This is a genomic window from Oleiphilus sp. HI0125 (assembly GCF_001635355.1).
Genome location: NZ_LWGF01001066.1, coordinates 14,417 through 27,330 on the forward strand (window position 1 = coordinate 14,417; position 12,914 = coordinate 27,330).

Annotated in this window: 13 protein-coding genes; 3 read left to right on the top strand and 10 right to left on the bottom strand. The window is 43.0% G+C overall.

The genetic code is table 11. From position 1 onward, the window contains the following. Positions 1 to 22 precede the first annotated feature (22 nt). From A3762_RS18260 to A3762_RS18275, 4 genes are all read right to left on the bottom strand, one after another. Positions 23 to 1,714, bottom strand: a complete 1,692-nt coding sequence (locus A3762_RS18260; protein WP_068757012.1) for a hypothetical protein — start codon at positions 1,712 to 1,714, stop codon at positions 23 to 25. Between the two features lie 155 nt (positions 1,715 to 1,869). After that, a complete protein-coding gene (gene dnaQ / locus A3762_RS18265) occupies positions 1,870 to 2,565 on the bottom strand; it encodes a DNA polymerase III subunit epsilon (RefSeq protein ID WP_068757013.1) in 696 nt (231 codons plus the stop codon). Between the two features lie 8 nt (positions 2,566 to 2,573). Continuing rightward, positions 2,574 to 3,023 (bottom strand): ribonuclease HI, encoded by a 450-nt coding sequence (gene rnhA, locus A3762_RS18270; RefSeq protein ID WP_068479624.1) that lies wholly within the window; start codon positions 3,021 to 3,023, stop codon positions 2,574 to 2,576. Between the two features lie 27 nt (positions 3,024 to 3,050). Beyond that, positions 3,051 to 3,842 (bottom strand): class I SAM-dependent methyltransferase, encoded by a 792-nt coding sequence (locus A3762_RS18275; protein WP_082869227.1) that lies wholly within the window; start codon positions 3,840 to 3,842, stop codon positions 3,051 to 3,053. Positions 3,843 to 3,942: 100 nt separating this feature from the next. Between A3762_RS18275 and gloB the strand changes: the two genes are divergently transcribed. Both gloB and A3762_RS18285 read left to right on the top strand, forming a co-directional pair. Beyond that, the gene (gene gloB, locus A3762_RS18280) at positions 3,943 to 4,722 is read left to right on the top strand and encodes a hydroxyacylglutathione hydrolase (protein ID WP_068757015.1); all 780 of its coding nucleotides are present in this window, start codon (positions 3,943 to 3,945) and stop codon (positions 4,720 to 4,722) included. A 38-nt stretch (positions 4,723 to 4,760) separates the two neighbouring features. After that, positions 4,761 to 6,497 carry a LysM peptidoglycan-binding domain-containing protein gene (locus A3762_RS18285; protein WP_068757017.1) on the top strand — a complete coding sequence of 579 codons (1,737 nt, stop codon included), beginning with the start codon at positions 4,761 to 4,763 and terminating at the stop codon, positions 6,495 to 6,497. A gap of 4 nt (positions 6,498 to 6,501) precedes the next feature. Here A3762_RS18285 and A3762_RS18290 read toward each other — a convergent pair whose 3' ends face one another. Next, the gene (locus A3762_RS18290) at positions 6,502 to 8,061 is read right to left on the bottom strand and encodes an HDOD domain-containing protein (RefSeq protein ID WP_068757019.1); all 1,560 of its coding nucleotides are present in this window, start codon (positions 8,059 to 8,061) and stop codon (positions 6,502 to 6,504) included. 108 nt (positions 8,062 to 8,169) lie between these two features. Between A3762_RS18290 and A3762_RS18295 the strand changes: the two genes are divergently transcribed. After that, positions 8,170 to 8,595 (top strand): thioesterase family protein, encoded by a 426-nt coding sequence (locus A3762_RS18295; protein ID WP_197469375.1) that lies wholly within the window; start codon positions 8,170 to 8,172, stop codon positions 8,593 to 8,595. A 58-nt stretch (positions 8,596 to 8,653) separates the two neighbouring features. On the opposite strand, the gene A3762_RS18300 is transcribed toward A3762_RS18295, so the two are convergent. The 5 genes from A3762_RS18300 to A3762_RS18320 all read right to left on the bottom strand — a co-directional run bounded on the left by A3762_RS18300 (position 8,654) and on the right by A3762_RS18320 (position 12,861). After that, positions 8,654 to 9,079, bottom strand: a complete 426-nt coding sequence (locus tag A3762_RS18300) for an MAPEG family protein (RefSeq protein WP_068757021.1) — start codon at positions 9,077 to 9,079, stop codon at positions 8,654 to 8,656. A 117-nt stretch (positions 9,080 to 9,196) separates the two neighbouring features. Then, positions 9,197 to 9,928, bottom strand: coding sequence for a serine protease (locus A3762_RS18305; protein ID WP_068757023.1), 732 nt, complete (start codon positions 9,926 to 9,928; stop codon positions 9,197 to 9,199). 42 nt (positions 9,929 to 9,970) lie between these two features. Then, on the bottom strand, positions 9,971 to 11,590 hold the full coding sequence (locus A3762_RS18310; RefSeq protein WP_231878856.1) for a SulP family inorganic anion transporter: 1,620 nt from the start codon (positions 11,588 to 11,590) through the stop codon (positions 9,971 to 9,973). A gap of 27 nt (positions 11,591 to 11,617) precedes the next feature. Then, positions 11,618 to 11,947 carry a beta-lactamase hydrolase domain-containing protein gene (locus A3762_RS18315; RefSeq protein WP_068757027.1) on the bottom strand — a complete coding sequence of 110 codons (330 nt, stop codon included), beginning with the start codon at positions 11,945 to 11,947 and terminating at the stop codon, positions 11,618 to 11,620. Positions 11,948 to 11,970: 23 nt separating this feature from the next. After that, a complete protein-coding gene (locus tag A3762_RS18320; RefSeq protein ID WP_082869229.1) occupies positions 11,971 to 12,861 on the bottom strand; it encodes an MBL fold metallo-hydrolase in 891 nt (296 codons plus the stop codon). Positions 12,862 to 12,914: the final 53 nt, after the last annotated feature.

A 12,914-nucleotide genomic window follows, 5' to 3' on the forward strand; every position in this document is an offset into this window, starting at 1 on the left:
TTTGTTGCTCAATTGCCGCACATCATGCGACTACGTCGTACCCGATAGATTTAAGACTATCTTCACTCAGTTTAAGCAGGTCATCATTCGATGAGCTACTTTTACCTAGAGAGTCAATGTAGTATTCGATAGACGATAAAGCGTCTGCCAAGGTTTCCAAAAGCTTTTCATCAGGCAGTGATTGTGAATCTAATAACTCTTGCTGAATGCACTTTTCACTAGCAGCAATCACACTCGCGACGCGCGCTCTACCGAGTAAAAGCATTCCGCCACGCGCTGAATCGAGTGCCTGCCCGATATTTGTTAAATGCAACTTATCACCAGCGGATTCGACATAAGCTGTAATAGAGCGTTTCGTCAACACCAAACTGCTTTGTGACTCCTCAACAACCATCATATTGGCTTCTTTCAAGAAGTGATTATCAGGATCCTTCTCAACTAGAACATGGTCAATATCACTTCCAGACTCTTTATATTTTGCCAAAGCAGCTTCAACGCCAATGATTGAGTCTGCCACTAACAGCAGATCATTCTCAACAATTGACTCTTCTGCTCCTATCCACGACTGAACAATGGCTGCTTTGTCCGTACAGTCAGCACTAAGTCTAGGCAGGTTCAAAACAATTAAAACACTCGACAGGCGAGTTAAGACCTCAGAGACCAAGTTGATATCTTCTTCATCAATACTAGATCCACGTTCAAAGAGATCGAGCTTTTCCTTAATTGTCATTAAGTCTTCACTGACAGCCTGAGATAAAGAATCTATAACTTGAGAGCCCGGCCCCATCAAACGCGATTTGGCATCTACACGCTCCTGTTCTGTATAACGTACAGCAAGATCAATCTGATCAAGAACTTGTTTAGCAGACAGATTATTTTGATCAACCACTGCATGTAGAAAAGCAATTTCACGCATCAGCTCTTGGTCTGGCGACTCATCTCGAGAATCTTCACCATTACTTACCATCAAACGAAAGAGCTTCTCAATCTGCATAAATAGCCGCTTACGCTCATCCGTAAATTCAGTTTGATTATGTTCGAGGCTAGAAACGAGTTCTCGCGCATAGGCATATAGTGGCGCCATCGCATAACCTACGCTGAGACGAGCAGCCCCCTCCAGAGAACGATCAATAAGCTTGAGAGCTACAGTTGTATCATTGGAACGCAAGATCGAAAGCAAACCAGTCTGGAACATGTGACGATAGCGATGAGCATGGTGAGAAAAGTCACCGAGCGGGGAAAATTTATCTAAAGCGATTACCGCAGCTAAATCAATCTGCTTAGTTGAATCAAACTCATGGAAATGTGATTCTAAAAATACAGATTTTTTTCGCTGCAACCTTAATTGATTAATTGTGTCTAGGAGTAACTCTGGAAAATCAATTTTCTCAGTTTGCAAGAACTCTGTGTAACGTTTCAGCACAAACACGGAATCACTGAGCTTCGATAATAATTCGTTTTTATCATCAGCAGCCCCAACCGGTACTTCAGTAGCTAGCTGGACCGCTTCGGCAGCAAGTGTTTCGGCACCTTGGAGCTCAACAACAACAAAAATACCGCGCAACTGATTTAATTGATCGATGCAATTTTGAAGGTCTTCACCGCTATCCCTATCATCAAGAAACCGAGAAAGACTCTGTTCTACCGCTTGTAAGGTGTTCTCTACTTCCTTATGTACAACGTCTAAAGTCGCGCTATTTATTTCATGCGACATAATGACACCACTCCAATCTTTGTGTTTGTAAACTTAGTATGGCACTAAGCCGGAACCTACTTTTAATCTATACCTTTAATTTATAGATCATTTTCGGCGCTTAACAAGCAAGGACTTGTGGAGAAAAGGAATTAATAAAAATAACTAAGCCATTATTACCAAAGAGTTTTTCCGGACGATTTTTGTAGCTTTTCCATGTATAGGTTATGCGCTTCAATTTCATCACTTTGAGCACTACATACCAATAATGATTGACCAGATGAACGATCCAGTCGTCGAATGTCTCCGACCTGTCCACCAGATGCACTATTTGCATCGAGTTCAAAAGCAGATTGCCCGCCACTCAGTAATAGATATACGTCTGCAAGAATCTCGGCATCTAGTAACGCGCCGTGAAGTGTACGATGTCCATTATCTATCCCATAACGCTTACAGAGAGCATCCAGATTGTTCTTTTGGCCAGGATGTTTTTCTCGCGCCATTGCCAAGGTATCAAGAACACCACAGTTACTTTCAATAACTTGACGTTTAGGATTGAGCAACGAGAATTCATGGTTAATAAAGCCAACGTCGAACGCTGCGTTATGAATGACAAGTTCCGAACCATCAACGAATGCGAAAAAATCATCGGCTATCTGAGCAAAACGAGATTTGTCTTCTAAGAACTCATTGGTAATGCCGTGAACGGAAATCGCCTCTTCTTCGACAACGCGATCAGGGTTAATGTAAACATGGTAATGATTGCCAGTCAGCTTACGATCGATCAACTCAACGCAACCGATTTCAATAATGCGATGACCTTGTTTTGGGTCAATACCCGTGGTTTCGGTATCTAGAACTACCTGTCTCATTCTTACATCTACCCTTTGTTATTGAGTGCGTACTCAACACCTTTGTTCGCCAGTGCGTCTGCGATATCATTCTCGGTATGATTGCTGTGACCTTTTACCCAATGCCACTCAACTTCATGGCTTTGGCACATCGCATCTAGCGCTTTCCACAAATCAGCATTTTTTACGGCTTTCTTAGCAGAGGTCTTCCAATTGTTCTTTTTCCAACCGTGAATCCAAGTTTCAATACCATTCTTTACATACTGAGAGTCAGTAAAAAGACGTACTTTACTAGGCCTTTTTAATGCACGAAGCCCTTCAATGGCACCAGTTAACTCCATTTTATTGTTCGTAGTATCTAGCTCACCACCAAACAATTCTTTTCTGTGTGTACCGCTTATAAGCAGAGCTCCCCAGCCTCCGGGGCCTGGGTTACCCTTGCACGCACCGTCGGTATAAATATCTATTTCTGTACTCATGAATATTGATCTAGGCGGTAATAAAAACTATTTTTCCGAATCTCTCGATTGTCGATTCGCTACGGGCAATCCGATGACGTTGGGCTTTCGCGCCCATCGTCGAGAGGTATTAATCAAACCCAACTGCTGTTTGCGCGCCATAATAACGTAGTAAGCGCCCAATGGCACCTTGGCGTTGACGACACTCTCTATCCAAGCAAAGCGCTTAGCTAAACCAGGGCGATTAATGGTTGGGGCATAAAAGTGATATTTATGACTTTCAATTTTGAAGTCCAACAGCGTTAACCAATCAGCGACTCTATTGCCTGATAAAAAGCGATTCATCCAGATGCCAGATCGAGATCTATTGGCTAATTTAGCCAAACCCCACAAACTCAGTGGATTGAACCCAATTAAAACCAAAGTACCGTTGGACTTTAAGATACGAGAGGTTTCGCGCAAAGTTTGATGAGGAGAAGGACTGAAATCCAAAGCGTGATGCATAATCACTAAGTCAGCACTGTCATGCGGCAATGCGATGTCTGTTGTCTGACAAACCAAGGTGTTGTTAGGCATTTCTACTTCATAGTTCGGAACGACATAAAACCGATGACCTAAGCCGCTCGCATTTCCAACAGGTATGCGATGAGATACACACAATTCAGCCTGATGAACACCAACATTCCTTTCAATCAGGCCGTTTATACAACGCCGCTGGTCGGCCAGCAATTCACGTCCGGCGCTTGTTTGGAACCAGCCTTCTAATTGTTTTTGAACATACTGATAATGGGCAATTTTTTTCAAAGAATCGTCATCATCTGTTCTAACATCTATGGTCAAAACGCGTCCTCAATTCATGTATGAAGCTTAAGTATTGCTTGCAGCACAACTCAGTATACTATCGTAGCTTAAAGTAATCACAGAACTACGGCGGTTTAACATGGCTCATTGTACCATTTCAACGATTTCGGCATTTCGAGATAACTACATTTGGTGTATCCATGACGATTCAACAGCTGTTATTGTTGATCCTGGTGATGCAACGCCAGTACTAAGATTTTTAGAAGATAATAATTTGGATCTTGAAGCCGCACTTGTAACGCATCATCACCCCGACCATGTAGGAGGAATACAAACGCTTGGGACAACCTTCCCAAATCTCCGCGTTATAGGCAGTACAGAATCACGCTTCGGTGGTATCAAGGAACAAGTCAGAGAAGGAGATTCGGTAATTGCCGGCGGAAACTCTTTCTCGGTTATTGACGTTCCGGGCCATACTCTTGATCACATAGCGTTCGTTCTGTCCAATGAAGAAAGTACGCATCTATTTTGTGGTGACACTTTGTTTTCAGCTGGCTGTGGCCGCTTATTCGAAGGCACCGCCAAACAAATGCACGACTCACTTAGAAAGCTGCAAAACCTTCCTGCCGAAACGCAAATTTATTGCGCCCATGAGTACACACTATCTAATTTAGATTTCGCGTTGTCGCTTATGCCGAATAATAAAGATCTTCAGGACTATCACAATCAATGCACCCTCAAACGTGAGAATAATGAGTCAACAATCCCGACAACGTTGTCCCAGGAATTAAAAATTAATCCTTTTTTAAGGGAATCTGATCCGGAGATCATCGATAATCTCCAAACACTCAACTATAAAGCGTTGTCAGAAGCAGAAGATCGCTTCGCGGCAATACGCCATGCAAAAGATAACGCTTAAGTTTTTTTCTTGATGTAACCAAGGTAGTTAGTTCACACATGTTCCGTTTGCTTTTTGTCGCTCTCATTTTTTTAAATGGCTGTAGTACTCTGAATACTGCGTCTAAAGCCAATATCAATAAAGATAGTGAGATCGCTACTATTGATGAAACCGAGCAAGTTTTTGTTCCTCCTCTAGAAACTATTCATATCACTTGGTTCGAAGATTATTTAGATGAAGTCGCTCTCAAACCTTTGATGTTCCCCCACGCGCCGAACGGTTGGCTCGTAGAGACGGAACATCAGCCATTGCCGGTTGAAGTGGTCGAAGCGATCGGCAGACCTACTGATTTGCTACAACGTATTCGAGACGGCCTAGAATTTGATTTGAGCGAAGATAATCATCGCATACGTGCACAGTTAAATTGGTATGTGAAGCACCCAGCTTACTTGGACCGCGTGTTTACGCGATCTGCACGTTATATGTACTACATCGTTGAACGATTAGAAGAAGAAAACCTTCCTTTGGAATTAGCCTTACTTCCTATTGTAGAGAGCGCATTTAACCCATTTGCCTACAGTCATGGGCGAGCGTCTGGGCTTTGGCAATTTATCCCAGGCACCGGGAAAATGTATGGCATGCATCAAAATTGGTGGTACGACGGACGCAGGGATGTAATTCTTTCGACAGAAGGTGCTATTAAATACTTGCGTTGGCTCAACAAACGTTTTGATGGTAATTGGATGCACGCACTCGCTTCCTATAACACTGGACCTGGGCGTGTTAGCAAATCAATCAAACGAAACAAAAAAGCGGGAAAGCCCATTGACTTTTGGTCATTAAAGCTACCAAAAGAAACGCGCGCTTACGTTCCTAAACTAATCGCGATGGCTAAAATTGTTGCCGATCCATCAAAGTATGGACTTGAGCTCAAACCCATCGCGAATCAAAAATACTTTAATGTGATCGCACTAGATTCGCAGATTGACCTTGCTCAAGCGGCTTCATTAGCTGAAATTGATATAGAGGAAATCTATCAACTCAATCCGGGATTAAACCAGTGGGCGACACCTCCTGCCGGCCCACACCGCCTTTTACTGCCTAGCAGTATTTCAAAATCATTCGAAGAGAAGCTATCGCAACTCCCCAAAAAACAGCGCTTAACTTGGGATAGCTATGTCGTGAAACGTGGCGACGCTCTGGGTACTATTGCTAAAAAATTCCACACGACCCCTTCATTGATTCGACAAGTAAACAATATTCCCGGCAATACTATTTACCAAGGCCAAAATTTACTAATCCCCGTGGCGTCGAAGAACAAGCATTTCTACAACATGAGTGAGCAAAACCGTATCAGCTCCGCGCAGACGAAAGTCAGGGGTAAGAACGGAGCCAGTAAGGTTTTCTATAAGGTGAAATCTGGAGATACCTTCTGGGATATAGCTCGCGCGCACAAAGTAGGCGTTCGCCAGCTAGCAAAATGGAATGCAATGGCACCTGGAGATGTTCTTCGACCAGGTAAAACACTGCTAATTTGGTCGAATACAGCTGCACAAAAAGCCTCAGCAAAACCTGCTTCAACACGTTATCAGCCTTCGATAGCAAGCTCGTATGCCCCGAGAGATAAGCTCAAAAAACTCAGCTATCGCGTACGCAACGGTGACTCTTTATGGCGCATAGCCAATAGATACAAGGTCTCGATCAACGAGCTAAAAAAATGGAACAAGCTTGGCGGAAAAAAATATCTTCAGCCAGGCCAACGCATCACGGTCTATGTTGATATCACGCAAGGCTAAGTATTCAACTTTTCTTGCCAATTATGTTCAACGCTAGTTTTGACTGAACGTAGAGTTGGTTAAACCGCTCTACGTATGCCGTGTCGATTTCTCGCTTACTCTCACAAAGATCTGCATATAAAAAACCAATCGGTTTAAACTGCGACTTCAACACTGCAACCAAACAAGTCTCAACACCCGTTTTGAAAGCAAGCGCATCGAGTTTTTTATCACTGTCAGCATCGCCGACTTTAAAGATAAACGCTTTTTCGCTAACCATTGCTTGTTCGAATGAGGCGCTCTGCTCTATCTCTTGCGTCACCGACACATTGCTCGATATCTTTGAGATGCCATCACTTAACTTACACACATACCGATGAGTAGTTGTATTTTTAAGGAACAATGCACAGCGTTCAAAGCCCGCGCCATAATAAACACCTCGCAGCAGCAAACGGAAAAAACCATTCATTTCAAATTCGTTTGCCAACAACATTTCGGTAAGCTTTTGACTTACATGCAGCTGTTTTTGCACGTCAAAGTCATGATGCGTTTTTACTTGCTTTACCAAACCACTATCAGACTCGTTCGTATCATTCTGAAGAATAATCTGTGGATCAGAGTCAGCGTTTACATCATCTTCAGCAGACAGCCCACTTCCCTCAGAGCTTTGTTGTACAGCATCTACTTCGCTTGAATCGCTGTTATCTGACAAGCGGCGCTGCGCACAAGTAATAATCTTTTGATCATCAAATTCCTTGATTGCCAGCAATGCTTCATAACGTGCAGCGCGGACATCTCTTTTCACATGTACTCCGGTTTTACCGGTATATGCGACCATTTTCTTCAACACACTTTTGAAGACTCGACTGTCTTCCCCCGATTCAACCGCTTCACATGCATCTTGACCAAGCACTATAGCTTTCAGACGCTGATCAACCGCTCTGGGGTTATAGAGATCATTAATTAATCCATCTATCTGCCAGCGTTTCATTAGTGTTTTCGACAAGGTATCTAAGCGAGTTCCTAGAACATTATTGGCGATAATGTTTCGCTCTTCTGTTGTAGTGCTAGCCTCAACCTTGCTCGCATATAAATTCCCTTCCGGATCACAAGACGATAAGATAAGTAATTCGACTAACTGACTCAGCAGACAAGCTATGAACACCTCTTCACGCTCGGTTTCATTGAGTCGGGAACACAAAGCACGCGCTTGAAAAGAAGAATGAAGTCCCGTTACCAAACGGTCTGCCACCTGGTCGCTCGCATTGTTCATCGAAAACAACTCAAGTACTTTTACGGCCAAGCACACACTACGTATATGTTTAAATCCAATATTTATAATTGCTCGGCTAACGGTCGTAACAGGTGTTGAACTCGGGTTAAACTGGATGGAATTTCCAATCCTTATAATATGACTTGTAAGACTCGCGTCCTTTCTCAATACCTCGCCTAACTGAATCGCAGATGAATCGTCACTTGCAGTCAAGCGATCTAATTCTTTAAGTAATCCAGCAAGCGTAGCGGCTTGGCTACCCTCCAGTAATCTAATCCACCCGTGCAGCCCTTTTTGTTTTTGCTCGCGCATACATCATCCTCACGTACGAGCTCTATAGTTTAGCAATCAAACTAAAAACTGTTATCGAGTAGAAGTATTTGTTAAGTTCTAAGCACAAAACAATAAAGGAAAACGTTCGTGTCTGAGACCTTCGATAACTGCAATATCAAAATACATCTCCCGGTCGCATGGGGAGAAATGGATGCATTCCAACATGTGAATAACGTGGTTTATTTCAAATACTTTGAGAGTGCTCGAATTGCCTACTTTGAAGAGACTGGAATCAACGAATACATGCAAATTCATGGTATCGGGCCAATCTTGGGTTCAACGCAATGCCGCTTTAAAGCGCCGCTGACATACCCAGACAACATAACAGTTGCGACGAAAATAACCGAGTTAAGTGCAGATAGATTTACGATGAAGTATTTTGTTAAAAGCGACAAATCAGGCCGAATCGCAGCTGAGGGAGAAGGAACAATTGTGTTCTTTGATTACAACACTAATCAGAAACACCACATCCCAATTGAAATAGTCAAAACAATAAAAGAGTTAGATTTCTAAATCTGGTAATTAGAGATGAGCGTGACAGCCATTGGCTCATCTCTAATTTCGCAAATCGCTACGATAATGAGGTCAAAGTGTTAATCGTTAACCAGAATAACGGCACGTTTGATAACGCAAATAACATGAAACGCAATTCAATTTTATTAAAGAGTGATTGAAACAAGCTATGAACGATTCTCAAGCCCACATAAGCCCATGCAAGTGTTTCGTTCAAACCCTCTCCAAGACCGAGTAAAGCCATACTTATCGCAAGCGCATAAAATACAGTTGGCTGCTCCATTAGATGGTTGTAATTATCAGCCTTCCACCTCGCTTTCGATGGCAAACTTGCCATTTGTTCGCCGTTAGGAATCGTTGCGTCTAATGTCATTCCTGACGCCTTAATTGCGGGAAGTCGGGTTGCTAACATCCACAACCATTGCACAAGCGACCATGCAACAAGCACTACTACAGGAACTAAAATTTCATTAGTTATAGTCATCTCTAAACCTTCTTATTGTCGTGAGAAGTTACAGCCTAACTAAAACTCTTAAGCCTTACGGCGCTTAATGCAGATGAGTGTTGTGATAAGCGGCCAGTCGCAACATGACCTTTCAGGTCAATATTCAGGCATCAATTTTTCACAGCTCTGAGGTAGTTTTTTAATACTTTTCAAAAAAGCGTCTGAAGGTACGACAAATGCTCTAAATCTTCCTTTACTATCATTAGTGGCTGCAGATAGTACGCCAAGCAACGTTGCTTTATTGCCATTCAGTCCAACCAGTGCGGCACCGGAATCACCATGTTCAACCGCACAGTCTTTTATTCTAATCATTTGGTTCTTTTTGGGTGGTAACGCTAACTTACAGCTCTGCTCTGCATGAATACGAGAAGGATCAGACTTTGGATAGCCTGCAATCATAAAGCGTTGAAAGGAGTTTGTGTGATCGCCGGGTTTCATATGACCTAACATACAGCCAACCGGATATCGTAAACGCACTAGAGCCCAGTCTTTAAGTAGGGCCTGATCGTCGAAAGTTCCTTCAGGCAAATGCTTCGCAGCAACGGTGTAACTCATCGCTTCAGACTGCGCGACCAAAGCTCCGGCATTCAAGCCCGCTAGGAAATGAATTTTATTCGGTGAAAAATAAGAACGGGTTTTGTAGTCGTATATGCAGTGCGCGGCGGTCAATACGGTATCGGGCGAAACAAGCGTTGCCGTACAGGATTGCTTCGCTTCAACACGCAACTTACCTATTACATTCCATGGAGGTTGAGTCGCATCAACAACAGCACTCGAGGCAAGACATGGCCAAACCAGAATAAAAAACAAAAAGATGGAAGTCTTCACAGTATCTCCTACGTAATTTTCGGCAGGAGTATAGTTAAAGATTTAGCGCTTCAGCGCTTCAAAGGCATCATATTGGGATAAGTACTTGTTACCCGTCAAACGGTCATAAAACCCAGCAGTTGCAAGTTTGTCATCAACAGGACCTTTCACTTCAGACAAGTGCAGTAAAACACCTTGTTCGAATAATTTGTTATTGAGGTTCTCGAGCATGGTTAACGCACTATAGTCAACTTCGTTTACCGCGCTGCATTGAATAATCACATGGGCAATTTGATCGCGCTTGTATAGCTCATTAAGAACGTATGCTTGCAACATCTCAGCGTTTGCAAAAAACAAACTTTCATCCTGCCTCACACTCAGCACTCTGGGACAAGTCGTCACATCAAATCGCTTCACGTTCCTAAAGTGCTCTGTTCCCTCTAATAACCCAACCTCTGCAATGTGCGGTTTAGACGTCCTGTATAAGTGAAGACATAAGGAAATAATTACACCCGAAATAACACCAGCCTCAACGCCCGAAGTAAGCGTGATAACCACGGTCGCTGCTACAGCAAGAAAATCACTTTTTGAATAGAGCCACGTACGTTTAAACACCACAAACTCCATCAACCCAATAACAGCAACAATGATCAACGAGGCCAAAACAACTTTTGGGAGGTAATAGATATAGGGCGTTAAAAACAGTGCCGCCAACGCAACACCAAGTGCTACATATAGGTTAGATAACTTAGTCGCTGCGCCGGCCTCAAAATTCACGGCAGATCGTGAAAACCCTCCGGTAACTGGCATTCCTCCGGATAGGCCAGATGCAATATTTGACGCTCCGAGTCCAATAAGCTCACGATTCGGGATAATAGTTTCTCGCTTTTTAGCACCAAGAGTTTGAGCAATCGATACAGACTCGACATACCCAATCAAACAAATCATTAAAGCCGGTAATGCCAGCTTCTCGACAATCGAAACATCAACTTCGGCAAAAGAGATACTAGGCAACCCCTGAGGTATATAACCAACAACTGCAACCCCTATTGCTTCTAGGTCAAAAAAGAACGACATACACGAAGCTAAAACGACTAGAAAAAATGGCACTGCTTTGCTGATTAAATTCGCGATACCCGCTGGCATTAAGCGCGAGAAAATCTGAGTACCAAATTGTTTATTTAATAAAAGGATTGTCAAGCAGGTTACGCCAAGCGCTAATGTTGAATTAAACGACGAGATATCAAACGCCGAAAAATGATCTATTTGCTTCGCAACAATAATCAAACTAGAAGCCGTAATAAATCCTGACACGACTGGCTTTGATATAAAGTTAATGATCAGCCCGAGCCGAAATAAACCAAACAAGACGAGGAAAAGCCCCGACAGCAAAGCCAGTACAATACTTGCTTCTGCGTATCCGACATCCACATTTTCACTAACTGAACCTATGGCCGATGCGGTCATTAAGGAGATGATTGCGACAGGCCCCACAGATAGCGTCGTACTGCTACCAAAAAGGCTATAAACAACGATGGGTAAAATACTAGAAAATAAACCGACCTGAGGAGGAAGGCCGGCCAGCATTGCGTAAGCAATGGATTGAGGAATCAGCAAAGCAGTTACGATAAACGCAGCGATAATATCGTTAACAAATAACTGCTTCGAATAATACTGATTCACAGAGTCATCAACCCAAAAGAAAATCGATTAAATTTTGCTGCTTTCTTCCCATATGATCGTGCAACGATTGCCCGTTCGGCAATAAGCATGCGTTACGAGACCCGCATCAAGTTCGCTTTTAAATTCTTGGACTTGGCTTGCTTGAAGTTGACCTCCGGCAAAAGGAATGGCAACGAACTTAATTCCAAGTTTCTCTGCCGCTTGCGCAATCTCTTCATATGGAGTTTGATCGGCAGCCTCGCCATTCGGACGGTTACAAATAAGAAGTTCTATACCCATGTCAGCTAAGCTAGAAACGTCGACAACAGTAATCTGATCTGAAACCGTATATTTTTCTGCAATCTTTTTAATTTCCATAATATTCTCAGTGCTTGTTTGTTTTAACCAAAGGCATTAATTGGAACCTTAAAGTAACGAACGCCGTTATCTTCAGCGTCGAGCAAAAATCCAGCCCGCATGTTTACTTGTAAGGAAGGAATAATTAAACGCGGCATATCTAGTGTCGCGTCTCGCTGTTCTCTTAATGAAACAAAGTCTACTTTCTTTATCGTTGTCGAGATATGAACGTTTTTGTTTTTCCGCTCTCCAACGGTAGAGACGAACTCCAGTTCACGACCATCAGGTTGGTAGTCGTGGCACATATAAAGGCGTGTTTCATCGGGAAGGGAAAATATCTTCTGAATAGAGTCATACAATACGCTCGCGCTACCGCCAGGAAAATCACACCGTGCCGTGCCCGAATCAGGCATGAATAAGGTATCGCCAACGAAAGCTGCATCACCAATCACATGCGTCACACAAGCGGCGGTATGTCCAGGAGTAAACAGCGCAATGCACTCAATATTGCCAATCTTATATTGCTCGTCCATGGCAAACAGATAGTCGAACTGCGATCCATCGCGAGCAAATTTGCTACCTTCATTGAAGATTTTTCCGAAGCAGTCTTGAACCGTCAAGATCTGTTCTCCGATCGCTAATCTTCCCCCTAACCTCTCTTTTATATATGGTGCTGCTGATAAATGATCCGCATGCACGTGCGTCTCAATGATCCATTCGAGAGACAAAGATTTATTTTGCACATAACGGATAAGTCTATCTGCACTATCATGCGAGATTCGACCAGACGCGTAATTAAAGTCTAATACTGAATCGATAATTGCACAGTGTTTAGTGGTGGGGTCAATAACAATATAAGAAAAGGTGTTTGAATCTTTATCGAAGAAATGAACTACTTCTGGGAGAATCCCAGACTCATCTCTCTTTTTCGCCACGGTAATTATTCCTTAGTTCATTAGTGCAGTTTGCTTAGTAAAATATCATAGTG

Excerpts from the sequence above, each read along its gene's own strand:
- A3762_RS18315 (WP_068757027.1), bottom strand. The coding sequence starts at position 11,947 with ATGGAAATTAAAAAGATTGCAGAAAAATATACGGTTTCAGATCAGATT.
- gloB (WP_068757015.1), top strand. The coding sequence starts at position 3,943 with ATGGCTCATTGTACCATTTCAACGATTTCGGCATTTCGAGATAACTAC.
- A3762_RS18285 (WP_068757017.1), top strand. The coding sequence starts at position 4,761 with ATGTTCCGTTTGCTTTTTGTCGCTCTCATTTTTTTAAATGGCTGTAGT.
- rnhA (WP_068479624.1), bottom strand. The coding sequence starts at position 3,023 with ATGAGTACAGAAATAGATATTTATACCGACGGTGCGTGCAAGGGTAAC.
- A3762_RS18260 (WP_068757012.1), bottom strand. The coding sequence starts at position 1,714 with ATGTCGCATGAAATAAATAGCGCGACTTTAGACGTTGTACATAAGGAA.
- dnaQ (WP_068757013.1), bottom strand. The coding sequence starts at position 2,565 with ATGAGACAGGTAGTTCTAGATACCGAAACCACGGGTATTGACCCAAAA.
- A3762_RS18300 (WP_068757021.1), bottom strand. The coding sequence starts at position 9,079 with ATGACTATAACTAATGAAATTTTAGTTCCTGTAGTAGTGCTTGTTGCA.
- A3762_RS18290 (WP_068757019.1), bottom strand. The coding sequence starts at position 8,061 with ATGCGCGAGCAAAAACAAAAAGGGCTGCACGGGTGGATTAGATTACTG.